A 19,804-nucleotide genomic window follows, 5' to 3' on the forward strand; every position below is an offset into this window, starting at 1 on the left:
AACATTTATTTTATTCTTTTTAAATATCCTTGCGGAGCTACACTTATTAGTAACTTATTATCTATTTCCTTATCAATGACAAAATCCGTATTCTTTTTAAGAAATTCAAAAACCGCAGTTTTAGGATTATTGCCAATGCCCCACGGTCTTTCTTCTTTAAAGTAATTTGCAGGAAGGTCTTCGACAATTGTGTCAAAAACAACGATATAAGAACTCAAACTAACAAATGGAGAATATAATTCTAATTCTCTCAACACATGATCGTAAGTATGATTGCTATCTAAAATAACTAAAATCTTTTGTTTGTCTTTAGCTATTGATTTAACCTGGCCAATTATATCTTCACTTATTGAGGAGCCTTCAAGCATTTTAATCCGTTTAAACATCGGATGCTTTTCAATCTCTGCTTTATTATGTTTTCTAATGTCAATATCAATACCTAATACCTCACCCTTTCCTATTAATTCTAACAACGAAGCGTAATAAATTAATGAACCTCCATGGGCTATGCCTGTTTCTATTATTAAGTCTGGCTTCACTTCCCAGATGATTTCCTGCATTGCAATCATATCCTGGGGATATTGAATAATGGGTCTTCCCATCCATGAAAAATTATACGAATACTGGTTACTGTTAGATGCATCGTTAAAAGCTTTTGCTGAAGCCTTTAAACTTTCATTGTGGCCATTAGCTTTAATACGCGCCTTTCTTTCCTCTATAAATTGTGAAATCGGATTATCCATTGTTTATTATTGTTTTCAATTTTGTGTTATCTCCCCAAAAACTCATGGGCTCGTAATCAAGGTAAGGATAGTAACCAAGATTAAGATGAATATTTGTTTTTTTCTCTTCTAGGTAATTTTTAATCAATTCCTTCAACTTCACCGGTTTTCCGCTACAGCAATTGATAGCACCGGTTATTTTATTTTGCATTGCTATTTTAGCAATATATTCTGCCACTTCCTCTACCCTTAAATAATCTCTTATTTGCTCGCCTCCACTCATGTTAAAGGTATCCTGTTTATTTTCAATCGCTTTTTCTAATTGTGAAAATATAGAATTAGGGTTTTGCCCTTTACCATGCATATAAAATAGTCGCACCCATTTTAAAACAAAAGGATTATATAATTGCAATTGGGTAAGAAATTTATGCAAGGCATCTTTTGCTATCGCATAGGCATTTGTCGGATTAGTGTCTGTTTCTTCTGTAAGGCAACCTTGCTTAAAACCATATTCAAAGCACGTACCTGTTACTGTAACATCTGACAAGCCGTTCAACACCAGGTTTTTTATAAAAGCATAATGCCTCGGCAAATTTTCTTCGAAATGAAATAATGATTTATAATTTGGCAACCCTTCCCATGCCAAATGTATAAGAGCGTCTGGCTTATCAAAGTATTGGAAATAATTTGCATCGGCCGAGTAATTTTTAAAGTTAAAAGGAACAAATTTTACTTTCGAAAACCATGCTCTTTGTTTCACTTTTTCTGCTGAAGTCGATGTGGCTATTACGGAATAATTATTCTTTAGTAATTCTACAATTACATATTCACCTATAAACCCCGATGCACCCGTAACCAAAACTTTTTTCATGGCTTATATTACTTCTAATTGAGGAATTGGAATTACAAATTTTCCATTCCAATCCTTTATGTAGCTCAACTGCTTTATGACTTCCTCTTTTATGTTCCATGGAAATATTATAACAAAATCCGGCTTTGACTGCTTCAGCACATCTTCTGCAACAACAGGAATATGACTTGCAGGAAGCCACTTATTCTGTTTGTGCGGATTTGCGTCTACCACAAATTCTATTAAATCATTCTTAATACCGCAAAAATTCAATAAGGTATTTCCTTTTGCGGCAGCTCCATAACCTGCAACTTTTTTTCCTTCTTTTTTTTGTTTTATCAAAAATTCAATAAAACTTAATTTAACCTGTAAAGCCTTTTGTTGGAAGTTTTGATAGTAGGCCGGGGAATTCATTCCCTTTGCCATTTCCTTATCAAGCAAATCAGCAACGTTTTTTGAAATTTCTTTTTTTGTGTTTTCTTCATGTTTCGCATAAATACGTAAAGAACCTCCATGTGTTGGAATTTCTTCAACATCAAAAAGACTTAACCCACAACTTTCAAAAATCTGCTTGACTGTATAAAAAGATAAGTAAGAGAAATGTTCATGATAAATAGTATCAAATTGATTATTATCTACCAATTGCATTAAATGCGGAAATTCCATTGTTATTACTCCATCCTCTTTCAGCAAAATTTTCATTCCTGACACGAAATCTACGATATCGGGCACGTGTGCTAATACATTATTTCCTAAGAGTAAATCTGCTTTTATTCCTTTTGATACCAGTTCTTTTGCCAGTTGGACCCCGAAAAATTCTGTCACGGTATCAATTCCCTTATTAATAGCAACCTCTGCAGTATTTGCTGTTGGTTCAATGCCTAATACCGGAACATTCTTTGCCTTAAAATATTGCAACAAGTAACCATCATTAGAAGCAATTTCAATAATTTTTGATTTTTCATTGAAATTAAAACGACTGATCATTTTATCTGTATAACGACTTGCGTGCTCGAGCCAGCTTTTAGAATAAGATGAGAAGTAGACATATTTATTATCAAATATTGAATCAGACTTTTTATATTCTTCTATTTGTACAAGGAAACAAGTGTGACAAGTATATACTTTTAAAGGAAAAAAAACTTCTGGCTCATTCAGTTCTTCTTTCGTTAAAAAAGAATTAGAAGCGGGAGAATTGATTAAATCAATAAAAACATCTGATAATTCCGATTTACAAAATCTGCATTTCATAATTATATTCCCTTAAAATTTTCGTTTAAATATGGATGATTGGTATCTCGCTCAGACATTTCTTTTATAGGCAACGGCCACTTTATATTAATTAAAGGATCATCATATCGTATCCCACCCTCAACATTTGGGGTGTAATATGTTGAATGAAAATAAATCAGTTCGCAATTTGGTGTAAGTGTTTGAAAGCCATGTGCAAAGCCCTCCGGAATGTACAACATATTTTTTTTTACAGCAGATAATTCTGTACTATAAAACTGTAAAAAAGTAGATGAATTTTTTCTTATATCAATAATTACATCATACACACTTCCCGCAATACATCTAACCATTTTTATTTCTGTGTAGGGAGGGTTCTGAAAGTGCATACCTCTTAAAGACCCTTTATCAGCCGTAAATGAATGATTCATCTGAACCCACTCCTTATCATGACCGATTTTTTTAAACTCATCCTTACAGAAGAAACGGGCAAACCAACCACGGCTGTCTGAGTGGGGAGTCAGCGTGATTTCATAACTATTGTTTAATGGGGTAGGAGTGAAAATCATAATGAAAGGTATTCTCTTATTTGCCTAAAGGTATAGTCAGCTAATTCATCAACAGGTTGTTTATACCAGTTAATTGTCCATTCTATTGCCCGGCTTGAATGTAATTTCGGATGCCATTTTAATTCTTTCATTGCTTTGCTTATATCTAGTTTTAACAAAGTCGCTTCATGCACATCGTTGGGATTAGACACATCTTTCCACGAGCCTTTTTGCCAAAACTCAATTGCTAATTTTACCAAATTTTCTACAGTCAGATGATCTACGGGCAACGGGCCAAAATTATAGGCTTTTGAGAAATTAGCCGGATTATTATCCAGCATAGCAGCAAAAAGTAAATAACCCGTTAAAGGCTCCAACACGTGTTGCCAAGGGCGCACCGATTTCGGATTTCTTACTTCAATTGTCTTCGATGCGGTTAATGACCTTATTATGTCTGGTATCAATCTGTCCCTACTCCAGTCACCACCACCAATTACATTTCCCGCCCTCGCGCTACCGACAGCTTTTTGATGTTTTATAAAATTATCGGTATTAAAAAACGAATCCCTGAAAGAGCTTACTACCAACTCAGCACATGCCTTACTGGCACTGTAGGGATCATATCCGCCCAGGATATCTTCTTCTTTATATAAAATGTGCTGCTCTTTGTTTTGATACACCTTATCGGTAGTAACAACAATTACAGTACATTTTTTATTAAGATGAGTAACTGCTTCCAACAGGTTTGCTGTTCCGGCTACATTTACTTCAAATGTTTCTGCAGGCAGTTCATAAGAGCGTCTTACAAGTGGCTGAGCTGCAAGGTGAAAAATGAAATCCGGTTCAAAAGACGTAATTTCTTTTGACAATTTTTCTTTATCCCGAATATCTGCTATTATACTTTTTACTGGTATTTTATTAATTAATATTTCAAACAAACCATTTTCATATTCGGGTTCAAGAGCATATCCTTTTACCTCTGCACCTAACTCACTTAAGACAGCCATCAGCCACGCACCTTTAAAGCCCGTGTGCCCGGTTATAAAAACCTTTTTACCCGCATAAAAAGATGACAAAAATTCCTTGTCTACTGAATTTTCCATTTGCCAAAATAATTTTCTCTAATGTAATTCCCGATCTAATCGCGCAAAAGACGTGGTATTTTTTGAAATTTTAAAACTTTTCCAGAGAATAATTAAAGTAGGGGCTGTTAAATTTTCTAAGGCTACTGTCCAATTTTCTAGGCAAGAGAATCAATAGAAAACAATAAAGTGACAAATAAGACATCTGATTTTTATCTCTGAGCATCCAGTTCTCACTTTGATTACCTAAGTATAAGCTAGTGACACTTGGTGGTGTATTAATAAAACTTTTAAAAGTTTTGACTGCCCTATTCTTATCTTTCGTGTTAAAAATGCTCTTTAGTTGCCTGAAGTAATAAACAACTTAAGAACGACTTAACTGAATGAAAAAAATTTTATGTCTTGTTCCGTACACTTTTTTGCCTGCTTTAACAGGAGGACAAAAATCTATCAATTCATTCTATCAAAATCTTGCCAAACATTTTGAGCTAGTTTGCGTCGGAACAAAAGACAATGATAATAGCAAAGCTATAGGATATAAAATGTATAATATTCTATCAGCATCAGTTTTGCGTTATATTAATTTCTTAGCAGTTTTTAAGATTCGGAGAATTATACATAAAGAAAGGCCAGATTATTTACAAATAGAGCACCCCTATCTAGGGTGGCTGGCAATAACATTAAAAAGAATTACTGGAATAAAACTAATCGTGCGATCACATAATATAGAAGGCCTTCGCTTTAAAAACTTACATAGATGGTGGTGGAAAATATTGTTGTTTTATGAAGGGTGGGTTCATCGACAGGCTGATATCAACTACTTTATAACAGATGCAGATAGAACATATGCTTTAAAAGCTTTTGCTTTGTCGCCACTAAATACCTTTACCATAACTTACGGTATAAATCTAACTGATGTCCCATCGGATGTACAGCGCCAAGCTTCAAAGGCTTTTCTAAGGGACAAATACAAATTTGATGGAGGTGACCTTATTATTTTGTTTAATGGCGCTTTTGACTATACGCCTAACCTAAATGCCTTAATTAATCTTGTTAACCGCATCTTTCCACAGCTTAAAATGTTACAAGCCGGAAATTTTAAACTGGTAGTATGTGGAAAGGACATACCTGAAGATTTAATTAAAAATAATAAAAATCCTGATATTGTATTTGCAGGCTTCGTTTCTGATATTAATGCTTATTTAAGTGGTGCGTGTGTGTTTGTAAATCCTATAACCGAAGGAGGGGGGATTAAAACCAAGTTAGTGGAAGCGCTAGGCTTTAATTTAAACTGTGTTTCTTTTAAAACAGGAGCAATAGGAATTCCGGTAGAAATTTGTGGGGGAAAATTAATAATTGTTGATGACAACGACTGCACTCTCTTTGCGAGAGCTATCATTGAGGCAGGAAATATAACTTCAGATATTCCGGCGGCTTTTTACAACTATTTTTCAAATGAGAAGATTTTAGAAAAAATAATTCAGATCCTCTAGAATCGTCTGATAATTTCTGCAACTATTAGTATTGTCTTATTTTCAAAATGGCTTAGTAGGTTAGGATTACTTATATTGTCCCCGCAATTTATAAGGTTCCATATTCATTTACTGACATTTATGTTTATACTGTCAATTAATATATAATCATGAAAAAAATTTTCGCTATCGTTATTGCACTTTTTTTTATTTGCAATGTTTTAATCGCTCAGTCCTTACCTGTGCCAAGTGCCAGGCAGTTGGCATGGCAGCAGTTGGAGACAACAGCTTTTCTACATTTTACGGTTAACACATTTACCGATAAAGAATGGGGAGAAGGAACTGAAGATCCAAAAATATTTAACCCCACAAATTTTGATGCACGACAAATTGTAAAAAGTCTGAAGGATGCAGGTTTTAAAATGGCCATCATTACAGCTAAACACCATGATGGATTTTGCTTATGGCCTTCGAAGTATACGGAACATTCTGTAAAAAATAGTCCATGGAAAAACGGGAAGGGAGATGTGGTAAGAGAGATTTCTGATGCCTGCCGAGAATATGGAATTAAGTTTGGCGTATATCTTTCTCCATGGGACAGGAATCAACCCCTTTATGGAACGAATGCTTATAATACTTACTACAAGAACCAGTTGCGCGAATTGCTAACCAATTACGGAGAAGTTTCTGAGGTCTGGTTTGACGGGGCAAAAGGAAAAAATGCAAAAGACATGCAGTATGATTTTCCGGGCTTTTGGAAGTTAGTTCGCCAGTTGCAGCCTAAAGCTGTATTGTTTTCTGATGCTGGTCCCGATGTACGTTGGGTGGGTAACGAATCAGGTAATGCCGGAGAAACTTGTTGGTCTACTATCAATAAAGATACTCTGGCTCCCGGTAAAGCTGATCCAAAATATCTAAATACCGGTGATCCTGAGGGAAAGTCATGGGTTCCTGCGGAAACTGATGTTTCTATTCGGCCGGGATGGTTTTATCATTCATCAGAAGATGATAAGGTAAAGACCGGCAAAGAATTAGTTAACTTGTACTACAATTCTGTAGGAAGAAATAGCTTATTGCTTTTGAATATTCCACCTAACAGGCAAGGGCTTTTGTCTGAAAGTGATGTTGCTAGTCTGAAGGAATTCAGAACAATTTTAAATGAAACGTTTAAAACCAATCTTGCCAAAGAAAAGGCCAAAGGTGGATTAACAGATAAAAAACTATCAACTTTTATAACAGTTAAAGAGAACCAGCCGGTGGAGATAGATTTTAAAAATGCAGTGACATTTGACAGGGCGATGTTCCAGGAAAATATTGCTAGTGGCCAGAGAAACGAAGAAGCTTTGCTGGAATATTGGGACGGAAAAGAATGGCAGAAAATTAATGAATTTACGACTATAGGATATAAGCGTTTACTGCGTTTTTCCGCAGTTACTGCAACTAAAGTCAGGCTAACAGTGCTGAAAGCAAAACAGCCAATTCAATTATCAGAAGTTGGATTTTATAAGGCTTCAGATGGGGAATAGAGTATAAAACTTACAGAGTAAGCTTTATAAAAAAGTTCCCATGGCTCTCTTTAGACTATGGGAACTTTTTATGGCCTTTATTTTTTATCACCCGCCATAAATTTCCAGCTGAAATTCTTGTATTGCTGAGTCATTTTATTCTTGTTAAAAATCTCTTCTTTTCCAATCCATTTTCCATCACTATCTTTTGTAGCTGAGAAAGAATATCTCATATAATTTCCTTTTTTATAATTAAAGGTTTCTCCATCATCGTCATACAAGGAAATGCTTCCTTTAGACTCACCATAATGCCTTAACTCAAGCGGTAATGTTTCTCCTGGCGTTGGCGCATGTAAAACAGGTGGTATCATAGGAACGATTCCGCCATCTTTTACATAAAGAGGTATATTGTCGAGGCCAGGTTCTATTTCTATAATTTCTCCCTTACCCGCATATTCTCCCGTATAGAAATTATACCATTTGCCCTGCGGCAATACTACCTTTCTTTTTTTATCTCCTGCAAACATTGGTGCTACTAATAAGTAATCGCCCAGCATAAACTGGTCCTTTACATCTTCTCTGGTTGCTAAGGCATAAGGATTTGTTACAGAATTTATTTCTGCTGTGAATTGCTTAGGTGAAAAAGAAAAACCTTCTTCTAAATTCATTGCTCTTACCGGTGGCTTCCCTTCGAAATAATATTGGGCAAAGCAATTATATATGTATGGTAGCAATTGCATTCGCAAAGTAGCTACCTCCATTACTTGTTTCGATACTTCAGGATAGCTCCACGGTTTGGTTCCATCGCTCCATGCATTTAACATTGCCATTGGTGAAAAACATACGGATTGCATTCGTCTCAGCCATTCTTCTGCCGTTGCAGAGGAGCGTACTTCCGGAGTCCATAGTACCCCTATAAAACCGCTGTTGCATAAAGCAGTTATAAAATCACGATGGTTGTAATAATCATTATAGATAACATAAGGAAAAGAGGAAGCGCCGGCATTAGATGCGCGAACCAAACCATAAGTTCTGGTATTTTTTTCTTTAAACCATTCTGATGTCATTTTCTGCATTTGCAAGCCAAATGTTTGCCTCATTTGCATAGCCGTAATTCCTGAAGGAAAGGTTGCTACATCAGGCCAAAGCCAATTGTCGTAGCCGTCTACTTCATCTATTTTATAGCCTGATATGCCGATATCGATATGTTCTTTTGAAAACAATGATTTATATATTTTTCTTGCTTTTTCAACATTGAAATCCGGTACAAGTCCATTCCATACGGTATGAGAGCCTGATACCGGTTTCAGTTCTTGATATAAGGAAGAAGAAGGTGACAGGTAAGGATTAAGCCATAGATTTAAACGCAACCCGCTGTCTTTCATTTCCCTTACAAAATCTGCAGGATTAGAGAAACGTGTGGTATCCCATTCAAAAGTACAAGGATAGGATTTGGTTTGCCATCCCGGTTCAAGGCCAATAAAATCCAATGGAAAATGATGTTCTTTAAAATCAGCTACTTCTTTTCTTATATCATCTTCGGTTGACAATGTCGGCACTCTTTGCGTAAAACCGAGTCCCCATTTTGGTGGAAGCACACCTCCTCCATTATATAAATTATAACGTTGTACCACTTCCATTGTATTATTGCCCGCAAAAACATATACTTCGGTTCCATTAGCAGGAACCAGTATTTCAACAGCATCTGAATAAGGCTGTGCCTCCCAATTCTTGTCTGTATTGCGATTATAAACTTTTGGGGGATGCTTGCTGTTTACCCTTATACCCGTGCCCGCATATACTGTTATATACTCTGCACTATTTACCAGCACCCCATAGCCTTTGGTAGAAACGTAAAAAGGAACAGGTGCATGTGTTCTGCCATTATCAATTCCATTGTAATGGTCCACATGCAATGTCATTATGCGGCCACGTTGATTTATAGTTTTAAAATTAAGTCCTAAGCCAAATAGCTGTTCTTCTTTCTCCAGTGGAAACCGTAAGTATATCTTTCCGTTTTGTAGTTCAGCATGACACTCTTCTTTTAATAAGGGAAAATTTCTTTCACCTAAATTTCTAAGTGTCTCTATTCTGGGATGAATGTTGGCTGTTCTCAGTAAATCAAATTTTTGTGGTTGCCCAATTTTTACTTTCCATACACCTGCAGCAACGGAACGCCAGTTAAGTGGTATGTTTTGAGAATAACCCGCTGTAATTGTTACTAGTTGGATTATTGCAAATACTATTAATAATTGTTTCATATCTTTTTTTGATTCATCCCGCTGTTTTGACTTATTCATCAACATAAGATAATGCAGATACTTTAAAGTGAGGAATTTACTTTACGTGTAAAAATAGGCAGAGAAGTATGTAACAGTTTAAATAATAGCGTGCCTTATAGTTTAAAAAGTTGTTTTGGTAGTAAGTAAAACAATTTGGAGGTCTGTTTATTAAACAGATGCTTGTTTCGAAGTTGCAGATTTTAAAATAATACTTTGCCTGGAAGCTAAATATTAAGTTGTTATACTTAATTTACCACCTCAAATAACCTTGAATGAAAAGATTGTTTTTGCCATTAATTTTTCTTTTGTGCATAGTTCTATTGTCTTGGGTATTGGGTAATGACCCTCACTCATCGAAGGGAAATTGGCCCGAGTATCTTGGAGGACCGGACCGCAACCACTATTCTGAATTAACACAAATAAATGCTTCAAACGTAAAACAGCTAAAAGTAGCATGGGAATATCATACACTCGATTCAGGACAGATACAATGCAATCCTATTATCGTAAATGGTATTCTTTATGGAATGACTGCTACCACGCAACCTTTTGCCGTGGACGCCGCTACAGGACAGGAAAAATGGAAGAAGGAAAAAACCACCAAAGAAGAAGGTAGTTCTAGCAGGGGATTGGTTTATTGGGAGAATGGAGATGATAAGCGTATTCTTTATACAAAGGGTCCGTGGCTTTATGCGTTGAACGCTTTAAATGGAGAAAAGATTATTTCGTTTGGTGATAGTGGGCGCACAAGTCTTAAGGCAGGTTTAGGTCCTACTTCAAAAGATAAAATGGTGATTTCTAATACTCCCGGTACCGTCTTTGGAGACTTAATAATTATGCCTTTAAGAGTATCAGAGGGAACTGACGCACCATTAGGTAATATCCAGGCATTTAATATCAAAACAGGGAAATTAGCCTGGGTTTTTCACACAATACCGCTGCCTGGCGAGTTTGGTTACACAACATGGCCAAAAAGCGTTTATAAAAATACATTGGTAGGTGCGGCAAATAACTGGTCTGGTATGGCTGTTGATCGTAAGCGTGGTATTTTGTATGTTCCTACCGGTTCTGCTGCTTTTGACTTTTATGGTGGCGACCGTAAAGGCGCCAATCTTTTTGCAAATTGCCTCATTGCATTAGATGCTAAAACCGGCAAACGGTTATGGCATTATCAGTTGGTACATCATGATATTCTTGATCGTGATCCGCCCGCTCCGCCGAATCTGGTCACTATCAATCACAACGGAAAAAAGGTTGACGCAGTAGTACAGGTAACGAAGCAAGGAATGGTGTTTGTTTTTGACAGGGTTACTGGTGTACCAGTATATCCTATCCAGGAAAAACCAGTGCCTGCTTCTGATGTGCCGGGTGAAAAAAGCTGGCCGACACAGCCTTTCGCTACAAAACCAGCCCCTTATGCCCGTCAAAATCTTACCGAAGCAGATATTAATCCTTATTCAGAAAGCCATGATTCATTGGTTGCTCTTTTTCGCAAAAGCCGCTATGGCGGACCTTTTACTCCGCTGAGCAAAAAAGGAACTATTATTTTTCCCGGGCTTGATGGGGGAGCAGAGTGGGGTGGGTCCGCTGCCGACCCTGATGGAACCTTATATGTAAATAGTAATGAAATGGCGTGGCTGATAGCAATAGGAGAAACAGCCACAGAAGCTCAGTTGGCAGGTATGTCTTCAGGAAACCGGTTGTACACCACTAATTGTATCGGCTGCCACGGGCCTGAAAGAAAAGGAAATCCCGCAAGTGGCTATCCATCACTTATAGGTGTTGCGACCCGGCATACCAGGGATTACATCAAGAACATTATTACTAATGGAAAAGGAATGATGCCAGGTTTTGGTAGACTGGATGATAAGCAAAAGCAGGCGCTGGTAGCGTTTTTGGCCGGTGAAGAAAAGGAAGAGATGGGCCTCACAAAAATGCAGTCTCCCAAGTCTAAAGCAAAAACTCCATCAAAAGGAAATACGAAATCTACTCCTGCATATTCTTACCGGATTTCAGGTTACAGTAAATTTTTAGATAAAAACGGTTTGCCTGCAGTAAGCCCGCCATGGGGAACGTTAAACGCCATTGATTTAAATACAGGCGAATACAAATGGAAAATACCGTATGGGGAATATCCAGAACTGGCAGCAAAAGGTATCCCTCAAACAGGTTCTGAAAGTTACGGAGGACCGGTTGTAACGTCAAGCGGGCTGTTATTTATAGCCGGTACTAAAGACAAAAAATTCAGAGTTTACGATAAAAATAATGGCAAGTTACTTTGGGAGACGGTTTTGCCTGCTGCAGCATTTGCAACTCCCAGTACCTATGAAGTGAATGGTAAACAGTATATTGTTATGGCATGCGGTGGAACCAAGCTTGGGGCAGAGGCAGGAGACAGTTACGTGGCGTTTGCATTACCTTAGGGCGAAGAATTAAAATGGAGAATTGAAAATGTGAATTGAAAAGAAGTTTTATCGTTATTATTTCTTTGTTTTCAATCTTCAGTTCTTCTAATTGGCTTTTGTTGTGTCACTCACTTGTACATTCTGTTCTTTATTCTGCCAAAAAAATGGTTAGTAGTAAATAAGTTAGTAAAGAGATGAAAAATAAGACGATTGCTTGCTCTCCTCATTTTGAGGTAGAAAATTATGGTATTGATCAAAACTTACCAGGGTCGCGACGAGCCTTTATAAAAACAGCAGGAAGTGTTGTAGGAGGATTTATGCTAAATAGCTTAATACCTCAAAAATCCACTGGTAACCTTTTTTCTACAGTAGTTCCTCTATATGCGCATCTGTGGGTATATGCAAGTCGTTATCCTCCTGATTGGGATTGCACACCGATATTAGATAATGTTTTTAGTGATTTAAAATATGCAGGCTTCCAGGGGGTGGAATTGATGGAAATTATTCTTCGCCATGACGATGCGGTTACAAGACTTCGTGAGCTTTCTCAAAAGTATTCCTTGCCTGTCACCGGTACATCTTACAATGCTAATATATGGAAGAAGGATGAACATCAAAAGATACTGGAAGATATAGAATTGGTATTAGAAAGATTGCACGCTGCAGGTGGAAAAATGCTTGGAATTACAGTTGGTGATGCAAGACACACAAAAACAGAAGATGAGTTAGATGCCCAGGCTGAATTGCTGCAAAAAATTATTGCGGAATGCAATAAAAAGCAAATAGAACCTAATCTCCACAATCACACTTTTGAAGTAACAAATGGATTACATGACCTGAAGGGCACATTAAAAAGAATACCTGACATAAAATTAGGACCAGACCTTAACTGGTTAGTTCGAGGCGGCGTCGATCCTGTATGGTTTATAAAAACGTATGGTCATCAAATGGTTTACATGCATATTCGTGACCAAAAAGCGGATGGTAAATGGACAGAAGCAGTTGGTGAAGGAGTTACTGATTTCCCTGCAATTGCAAAAGCATTAAAAGACATCAATTATAAAGGCAAGGCTGCCGTGGAGCTTGCATTCGACTCCCCGCCGACACGTGCGGTAAAGGATGACTGGAAGCAAAGCAGGCAATACGTAAAAAAGGTTTTTGGGTGGTAAAAATATAAACAGGGTTATAAAAGGATTAGATGGTTTTCATGAAGTAATAATTAACCGGGGTTAATCCTAAAATCTACTTCTCAAGTTCGGAATACAAAGAATTAATACAGTAATTAAGATATATGGGATTTCAAAAAGATTCGTCCGCTATTAACATCAATTCAAAAGGAGTTCAACAAAATACTTTTGATGCAATTGTTATTGGCTCAGGCATGAGTGGGGGATGGGCTGCAAAAGAATTTTGTGAAAAGGGATTAAAAACCTTAGTGCTGGAACGCGGGCGAAATATTGAGCACATAAAAGATTATACTACAGCTACACTTAATCCGTGGGACTTTCCACATCGAGAGGAAATAACAAGAAAGATGCGGGAAGATAATCCTATTGTTAGCAAGTGCTATGCATTTACAGAAGCAACCCAACATTTTTTTGTAAAAGATCGTGAGCATCCATACGTGCAGACAAAACCTTTTAATTGGATAAGAGGATACCAGTTGGGAGGTAAATCATTATTATGGGCGAGATGGACACAAAGATGGAGCGACCTTGATTTTGAAGCTAATGCAAAGCAAGGTATCGCAGTAGACTGGCCCATTCGTTATAAAGACATTGCGCCATGGTATTCTTATGTCGAAAAATTCGTTGGTATTTGCGGAAGCCGTGACGGTATTGCTCACTTACCCGATGGAGAGTTTCAGCCTCCTATGGAATTTAATTGCATCGAAAAGCATTTTAAAGAATCGGTAGAGTCTACATTTAAAGGCAGGCATGTTATTCATTCAAGAACTGCCAATCTCACAAAGGGATTAAACGGGAGAGGTCCCTGCCAGTACCGTGATAAGTGTGCAAGGGGCTGCCCTTTTAGCGGCTACTTTTCAAGTGTGTCAGCAACGCTTCCTGCCGCACGGGCAACAAATAATCTTACTATCCGTCCTTTCTCTGTTGTTCATTCCATCATTTATGATGAGAAAAAAAATAAGGCAACAGGTGTACGGGTAATTGATGCGAAAACAAAAAAAATGACAGAGTTTTACGCAAAAGTAATTTTTGTAAATGCGGGTACAATAAATACGACTCTCATTTTATTAAACTCCCGGTCATCTCAATTTCCTGCCGGTTTGGGTAACACCAATAATGTGTTGGGCCATTTCTTAATGGACCATAATTACAGGGGAACAATTGGAGGTTCGTACGAAGGTTTTCAGGACAAATATTATTATGGTAAAAGACCAGCGGGAATTTATGTACCGAGATTTAGAAACGTAGGTGCTGATGTTCAAAAAGATTTTATAAGAGGGTATGCTTTTGCAGCGGGCGGTTCGAGAAGTACGGGTAATGTGCAAGAAGATACTATCGGAGCTAACTATAAAGAACAGCTAACAGAGCCTGGTAACTGGAATATGTGGATGACCGGAATGGGTGAGTGCCTTCCTTATTATGAAAATAAAGTTACCCTGAGTGAAGACAAAAAAGACGCATGGGGAATACCGCAACTGGAAATAGATTGTGAATACAAAGGGAATGAGCTGGCAATGCTGAAAGATATTTTAAACACAGGTTCAGAAATGTTGGAAAAAGCAGGATTTAAAAATATTAATGCAACAGATACAGCACAGCCACCAGGTTTAGGTATTCATGAGATGGGAACCGCAAGAATGGGCAGAGATCCGAAAACATCTATATTAAATGCAAATAATCAGATATGGGATGCGAAAAATGTATTTGTTACGGATGGAGCTTGCATGACCTCAAATGCATGCCAAAACCCTTCACTAACCTATATGGCACTTACCGCAAGGGCAGCAAATTTTGCTGTAGATGAAATGAAGAGAGGAAATTTGTAGCGAAAAAAGTTGTACGGCAGATAGAAATGAGGAGAAGGTAGGAGGGGTTGAGAAAACTATATTAAAGATTTTCTGTAATCAGTGCCCTTAGACGCAATGCATTTAAAAAGTACAAGAGTGCGACGCAAGAAAAGCTTTATAGTAAGGTGAAAGCTGGCTAACAGAAATAACTTGTCATAAAAAACGATATTGCTATATATGAAGTCTATTGTCGTAGTTGGAAGTTCTAATACAGACATGGTCGTACAAGCTGACCACCTACCTGCACCAGGAGAAACCATTTTAGGGGGAACTTTTTTTATGACCCAGGGTGGAAAAGGTGCCAACCAATCAGTTGCTGCAGCCCGGCTTAACGGGCAGGTGGCATTTATAGCGAAAGTTGGCGCTGATGTATTTGGACAACAATCTGTACAATTATACAAAGAAGAAGGAATTGACACCACTTATATTTCTGTTGATGCAAACCAGCCCTCAGGTGTTGCGCTAATTAATGTCGATGATAATGGCGAAAACTGCATAGCCGTAGCGGCAGGCGCAAATGCAGCTTTACATGCTGATGACGTAAGGAAAGCTCAGACAATTTGTGAGCAGGCATCTATTATCTTAATTCAGCTGGAGATACCTGTTGAAACAGTAAATTTTGTTGCAAACCTTGCTGAGGCAAATAATATAAAACTCGTATTAAACCCGGCCCCGGCTCGTGCGCTTTCAGATGATTTATTAAGAAAGGTATCAATAATAACTCCCAACGAAAAAGAAGCAGAAATGCTTACCGGGATTAAAATTTCAGGAATTGACTCTGCAAAACAAGCTGCACAATCACTTGCCGCTAAAGGGATAGAAACAGTAATTATAACAATGGGGTCTGAAGGTGCATTACTATATGAGAATGATTTGTTTGAAGTAGTGCCTTCCACAAAAGTAAAAGCGGTTGATACTACCGCGGCGGGAGATGTGTTTAACGGAGCATTAGCAGTGGCGATATCTGAAGGAAAAAATATGAAACAGGCTGTACAATTTGCAAATGCTGCTGCTGCTATTTCAGTAACAAGATTAGGTGCACAGGCATCAGCACCTAAGAGACAAGAAGTAGAAGCATCAATAGTTTCTAATAAAATAAAAGCTTAAAATAGAAAAATCTATGTTTATTGTACAAAGCTATAGTACCGCTGTACTTTTTTGTATCATCACAATGATATGCTGGGGATCCTGGGCAAATACCCAAAAGCTATCTGAAAAAACCTGGCGTTTCGAATTATTTTATTGGGACTATGTTATCGGTATTTTCTTGTTTTCAATTATCTGTGCACTTACTTTAGGTAGCACAGGCAATGAAGGACGAAGCTTTATAACAGATTTAAAACAGGCGGATTTTTCTAATATTTTAAGCGCACTCACCGGAGGCTTAGTATTTAACGCTGCAAATATTTTATTTTCAGCGGCCATTGCTATTGCAGGTATGGCAGTAGCATTTCCTGTTGGTATTGGCATTGCCCTGGTGCTGGGTGTTGTTCTCAATTATAATGTTGCCCAAAAAGGTAATCCTTATTTTCTTTTTGCAGGTGTTGCATTGGTTATTATTGCCGTACTTTTAAATGCTGCTGCGTATAAAAGAAAATCGCACTCCAAGGAGGGAAGCGTGATTACTACAAAAGGTATTATCATTTCTGTAATTGCAGGTATTTTAATGTCTTTCTTTTACCGCTTTATTGCCTCATCTATGGACCTTGAAAATTTTGAAAATCCAATGCCCGGCAAAATGACTCCTTACACCGCGGTATTTATTTTTTCAGCAGGTATTTTTATAAGCAACTTTATTTTCAATACAGCTCTTATGAAAAAACCAATTACCGGTTCACCTGTCACCTATAACGATTATTTCAACGGAAATTTGAAAACTCATTTTGTTGGCATATTGGGAGGTCTTATTTGGGGATTAGGAAATTCATTTAATTTGATTGCGGCTGGTAAAGCGGGTCCGGCCATATCTTATGGCTTGGGACAAGGTGCAACCCTCATTGCAGCATTATGGGGAGTGTTTATCTGGAAAGAATTTAAGGATGCAGGCAAACAAACTAATGCGCTTATTACGGCTATGTTTTTCTTTTTTCTTACTGGCATTGCCATGATCATATATGCTGGTACATGATCAGAATGTATTTGTACCATAATTAATAAATAAATAAAAAATTTCTTAAGCTATTAGGGCTTTAGGTAAAAATTTTCAAAATGATAAAATATCTATTTCTATCTTTCTTTTTAGTGTATTCGATTGGTATGAAAGCACAAACCAATAAAGCTTTGCCCGTTATTTTTGATACTGATATGGGCCCCGATTATGATGACGTAGGAGCCATTACTTTGCTACATGCTTTTGCCGACAGTGGTAAGGCAAAAATATTAGCCACTATTGCCAGCACAAAATATGAAGGTGTTGCCGCTGTGCTTAACGTATTTAATACATATTTTAAAAAAGCGGAGATACCTATAGGAGTTCCAAAAGGAAATGCATTAACACTAAAAGATTTCCAACATTGGACAGATACTTTAATAGCGAAATATCCACATACAATAAAAAGCAATGATGAAGTACCTGACGCAGTAGAATTGTATCGAAAGATTTTAGCAAAACAACCGGATAACAGCGTGACCATAATAACTGTTGGGTTTTTAACCAATATTTCCAACTTACTTCAATCCAAACCCGATAAATATTCTTCTTTAAACGGAAAAGAACTGGTAAACAAAAAGGTAAAAAACATGGTAACCATGGGCGGTAAGTTTCCGGCAGGTAAAGAATTTAACATAGAGAAAGATGCGGTTGCATCTAAATATGCATACGAACATTTTGAAAAACCTGTGTTATTTAGTGGTTTTGAAATAGGCGAAAAAATAAAAACAGGTTTGCCATTAGTAAATAATGATGCAATACAAAACAGCCCTGTTAAGGATGTGTTTTCTCTTTGTCTGCCAATGGCAAAAGAAGATAAGGAGGGCAGAATGAGTTGGGATGAAACGGCAGTATTTGTCGCCGTTGCAGGATATAAACCTTTTTATACTCTTAAGAAAGGAACTATACAAATTGCAGATGACGGCAGTAACACGTGGAATGGAAACGGAACAAAGCATCATCATTTAGTAAAGGAACGGCCACCATCAGAAGTGGAAAAAGTTATTAATGATTTAATGATACACCAGCCATAAGTACAGCCTATTTCGGTCACGAATGTTTAGATATGCAAGTAATCGTTAGTTTTTTTGTATTTTAATTATTTTACGAAACTCCTTTAAAATAATTTTCTACCGAAAAATGTTTTATGAGATTATTAAGATAACAAACACGAGTAAAGTTTTAAAAGTTGTCATGATATTAGTTAATTAATTTCTTTTTTTTATATTATCTTCCACCCATCAACAATTGCTTATGGAAACAACAATAAGTACGGCAGTAAATGACGCACCTGTAATAGAACCAGTTAATAAAATATCGCCGGTTGTTTCAAAGCGAATAACCTCTGTAGATGTATACAGGGGATTTGTGATGCTGCTGATGATGGCGGAAGTACTTTCTTTTCATCGTGTATCTCAGTCTTTGCCTGATAGTTCGTTCTGGAGTTTTTTAGCTTTTAACCAAGATCATGTTCAGTGGGTTGGTTGCTCTCTTCATGACTTAATTCAACCTTCATTTTCTTTTTTAGTCGGTGTGGCGGTGCCTTATTCCATTGCCGGAAGATTAGCTAAGGGAGCGACCTACAGCCATTTGCTAAAGCACACAATCATCCGGTCGGTCATTTTAATATTACTTGGCATATTTCTGAGGTCAATGTCTGCCAAACAAACGTATTTTACTTTTGAAGACACGCTTACACAAATTGGCTTAGGTTATACTTTTCTCTTCATGCTCGGCTTCTCATCTTCAAAAACACAAATGATATCTCTTGTTTGTATTCTTGTTGGTTATTGGGCAGCCTTTGCCTTGTATCCGTTGCCCGGTGCTTCTTTTGATTATGCTTCTGCAGGCGTAACTCCTGATTTGCAATTTAACCTTCATGGTTTTGCCGCCCATTGGAATAAGAATACTAACCTGGCATGGGCCTTTGACAAATGGTTTTTGAATTTATTTCCTCGCGAAAAAACGTTTACAAACAATGAAGGTGGCTACGCAACACTTAGTTTTATCCCGACCCTCGGCACTATGATATTGGGCCTTATGGCAGGTAAGATTCTAAAATCATCCTTTAATAATGCACAGAAAATAAAGCGTTTTATATTTTTTAGCATTGCCTTGTTTGCTTTAGGCCTTCTTTGTCATTTTACAGGAATTAATCCTATTGTAAAACGTATCTGGACACCTGCTTGGGTACTGTTTAGCGGCGGATGCTGCTTTTTGCTACTAGCCTTTTTTTATAGTGTTATTGATGTGTACAAAATAAAAAAATGGAGTTTTCCGCTCATGGTAATTGGTATGAATTCCATTGCTGCTTATGTGATCGCGCACACGATATCTTCATTCATAGAAAGTTCTTTTTCTATTCATTTAGGCCAGCATTATGACCAAGTGTTTGGCGACCCATATTCTTCACTTGTAAGGGGAGGATTAGTCCTTCTCATGGAATTTTATATTTTATATTGGATGTATAAGAGGAAAATCTTCCTTAAAATATAAAGTAAAAATCAACTGTTCACTGATTGATC

The 19,804-nt window shown here is 37.3% G+C and carries 15 protein-coding genes; 9 read left to right on the forward strand and 6 right to left on the reverse strand.

Annotated elements, in window-relative coordinates:
• Window positions 1–5: 5 nt before the first annotated feature.
• From B154_RS0114310 to rfbG, 5 genes are read right to left on the reverse strand one after another with little or no spacing between them, the layout of a single operon-like run.
• Window positions 6–743, reverse strand: a complete 738-nt coding sequence (locus B154_RS0114310) for a cephalosporin hydroxylase family protein (protein WP_018614943.1) — start codon at window positions 741–743, stop codon at window positions 6–8.
• On the reverse strand, window positions 736–1,593 hold the full coding sequence (locus tag B154_RS0114315) for an NAD-dependent epimerase/dehydratase family protein (RefSeq protein WP_018614944.1): 858 nt from the start codon (window positions 1,591–1,593) through the stop codon (window positions 736–738). The genes B154_RS0114310 and B154_RS0114315 overlap by 8 nt, the downstream gene beginning before the upstream one ends.
• Before the next feature lie 3 nt (window positions 1,594–1,596).
• A complete protein-coding gene (locus B154_RS0114320) occupies window positions 1,597–2,823 on the reverse strand; it encodes a class I SAM-dependent methyltransferase (protein ID WP_018614945.1) in 1,227 nt (408 codons plus the stop codon).
• A 2-nt stretch (window positions 2,824–2,825) separates the two neighbouring features.
• Window positions 2,826–3,371, reverse strand: coding sequence for a dTDP-4-dehydrorhamnose 3,5-epimerase (gene rfbC, locus B154_RS0114325; RefSeq protein ID WP_018614946.1), 546 nt, complete (start codon window positions 3,369–3,371; stop codon window positions 2,826–2,828).
• Window positions 3,368–4,453 carry a CDP-glucose 4,6-dehydratase gene (gene rfbG, locus B154_RS0114330; RefSeq protein WP_018614947.1) on the reverse strand — a complete coding sequence of 362 codons (1,086 nt, stop codon included), beginning with the start codon at window positions 4,451–4,453 and terminating at the stop codon, window positions 3,368–3,370. Before rfbG ends, rfbC begins: the two co-directional genes overlap by 4 nt.
• A 362-nt stretch (window positions 4,454–4,815) precedes the next feature.
• On the opposite strand from rfbG, the gene B154_RS0114335 reads away from it, so the two are divergent.
• Both B154_RS0114335 and B154_RS0114340 read left to right on the forward strand, forming a co-directional pair.
• The gene (locus B154_RS0114335) at window positions 4,816–5,925 is read left to right on the forward strand and encodes a glycosyltransferase family 4 protein (protein WP_018614948.1); all 1,110 of its coding nucleotides are present in this window, start codon (window positions 4,816–4,818) and stop codon (window positions 5,923–5,925) included.
• Window positions 5,926–6,074: 149 nt separating this feature from the next.
• Entirely contained in the window at window positions 6,075–7,430 is a 1,356-nt protein-coding gene (locus B154_RS0114340; RefSeq protein ID WP_018614949.1) for an alpha-L-fucosidase, read from the forward strand.
• Between the two features lie 77 nt (window positions 7,431–7,507).
• On the opposite strand, the gene B154_RS0114345 is transcribed toward B154_RS0114340, so the two are convergent.
• Window positions 7,508–9,670 (reverse strand): TIM-barrel domain-containing protein, encoded by a 2,163-nt coding sequence (locus tag B154_RS0114345; RefSeq protein WP_026260193.1) that lies wholly within the window; start codon window positions 9,668–9,670, stop codon window positions 7,508–7,510.
• Window positions 9,671–9,963: 293 nt separating this feature from the next.
• Between B154_RS0114345 and B154_RS0114350 the strand changes: the two genes are divergently transcribed.
• The 7 genes from B154_RS0114350 to B154_RS0114380 all read left to right on the forward strand — a co-directional run bounded on the left by B154_RS0114350 (window position 9,964) and on the right by B154_RS0114380 (window position 19,775).
• Entirely contained in the window at window positions 9,964–12,114 is a 2,151-nt protein-coding gene (locus tag B154_RS0114350) for an outer membrane protein assembly factor BamB family protein (protein ID WP_018614951.1), read from the forward strand.
• Between the two features lie 176 nt (window positions 12,115–12,290).
• Window positions 12,291–13,265 (forward strand): sugar phosphate isomerase/epimerase family protein, encoded by a 975-nt coding sequence (locus tag B154_RS0114355; protein WP_018614952.1) that lies wholly within the window; start codon window positions 12,291–12,293, stop codon window positions 13,263–13,265.
• Window positions 13,266–13,387: 122 nt separating this feature from the next.
• The gene (locus tag B154_RS0114360) at window positions 13,388–15,109 is read left to right on the forward strand and encodes a GMC oxidoreductase (protein WP_018614953.1); all 1,722 of its coding nucleotides are present in this window, start codon (window positions 13,388–13,390) and stop codon (window positions 15,107–15,109) included.
• 198 nt (window positions 15,110–15,307) lie between these two features.
• On the forward strand, window positions 15,308–16,237 hold the full coding sequence (gene rbsK, locus B154_RS0114365) for a ribokinase (protein ID WP_018614954.1): 930 nt from the start codon (window positions 15,308–15,310) through the stop codon (window positions 16,235–16,237).
• Between the two features lie 13 nt (window positions 16,238–16,250).
• On the forward strand, window positions 16,251–17,258 hold the full coding sequence (locus tag B154_RS0114370) for a GRP family sugar transporter (protein ID WP_018614955.1): 1,008 nt from the start codon (window positions 16,251–16,253) through the stop codon (window positions 17,256–17,258).
• Between the two features lie 80 nt (window positions 17,259–17,338).
• Window positions 17,339–18,313 carry a nucleoside hydrolase gene (locus B154_RS0114375; protein WP_018614956.1) on the forward strand — a complete coding sequence of 325 codons (975 nt, stop codon included), beginning with the start codon at window positions 17,339–17,341 and terminating at the stop codon, window positions 18,311–18,313.
• 220 nt (window positions 18,314–18,533) lie between these two features.
• Window positions 18,534–19,775 carry an acyltransferase family protein gene (locus B154_RS0114380; protein WP_018614957.1) on the forward strand — a complete coding sequence of 414 codons (1,242 nt, stop codon included), beginning with the start codon at window positions 18,534–18,536 and terminating at the stop codon, window positions 19,773–19,775.
• The last annotated feature ends 29 nt before the right edge of the window (window positions 19,776–19,804 follow it).

It is taken from the genome of Segetibacter koreensis DSM 18137 (genome assembly GCF_000374045.1).
GTDB lineage: Bacteria > Bacteroidota > Bacteroidia > Chitinophagales > Chitinophagaceae > Segetibacter > Segetibacter koreensis.

What these genes read in the sequence shown, in the direction of transcription:
- B154_RS0114310 (WP_018614943.1), bottom strand. Translation starts at nt 743, where the DNA reads ATGGATAATCCGATTTCACAATTTATAGAGGAAAGAAAGGCGCGTATT.
- B154_RS0114315 (WP_018614944.1), bottom strand. Translation starts at nt 1,593, where the DNA reads ATGAAAAAAGTTTTGGTTACGGGTGCATCGGGGTTTATAGGTGAATAT.
- B154_RS0114320 (WP_018614945.1), bottom strand. Translation starts at nt 2,823, where the DNA reads ATGAAATGCAGATTTTGTAAATCGGAATTATCAGATGTTTTTATTGAT.
- rfbC (WP_018614946.1), bottom strand. Translation starts at nt 3,371, where the DNA reads ATGATTTTCACTCCTACCCCATTAAACAATAGTTATGAAATCACGCTG.
- rfbG (WP_018614947.1), bottom strand. Translation starts at nt 4,453, where the DNA reads ATGGAAAATTCAGTAGACAAGGAATTTTTGTCATCTTTTTATGCGGGT.
- B154_RS0114335 (WP_018614948.1), top strand. Translation starts at nt 4,816, where the DNA reads ATGAAAAAAATTTTATGTCTTGTTCCGTACACTTTTTTGCCTGCTTTA.
- B154_RS0114340 (WP_018614949.1), top strand. Translation starts at nt 6,075, where the DNA reads ATGAAAAAAATTTTCGCTATCGTTATTGCACTTTTTTTTATTTGCAAT.
- B154_RS0114345 (WP_026260193.1), bottom strand. Translation starts at nt 9,670, where the DNA reads ATGAAACAATTATTAATAGTATTTGCAATAATCCAACTAGTAACAATT.
- B154_RS0114350 (WP_018614951.1), top strand. Translation starts at nt 9,964, where the DNA reads ATGAAAAGATTGTTTTTGCCATTAATTTTTCTTTTGTGCATAGTTCTA.
- B154_RS0114355 (WP_018614952.1), top strand. Translation starts at nt 12,291, where the DNA reads ATGAAAAATAAGACGATTGCTTGCTCTCCTCATTTTGAGGTAGAAAAT.
- B154_RS0114360 (WP_018614953.1), top strand. Translation starts at nt 13,388, where the DNA reads ATGGGATTTCAAAAAGATTCGTCCGCTATTAACATCAATTCAAAAGGA.
- rbsK (WP_018614954.1), top strand. Translation starts at nt 15,308, where the DNA reads ATGAAGTCTATTGTCGTAGTTGGAAGTTCTAATACAGACATGGTCGTA.
- B154_RS0114370 (WP_018614955.1), top strand. Translation starts at nt 16,251, where the DNA reads ATGTTTATTGTACAAAGCTATAGTACCGCTGTACTTTTTTGTATCATC.
- B154_RS0114375 (WP_018614956.1), top strand. Translation starts at nt 17,339, where the DNA reads ATGATAAAATATCTATTTCTATCTTTCTTTTTAGTGTATTCGATTGGT.
- B154_RS0114380 (WP_018614957.1), top strand. Translation starts at nt 18,534, where the DNA reads ATGGAAACAACAATAAGTACGGCAGTAAATGACGCACCTGTAATAGAA.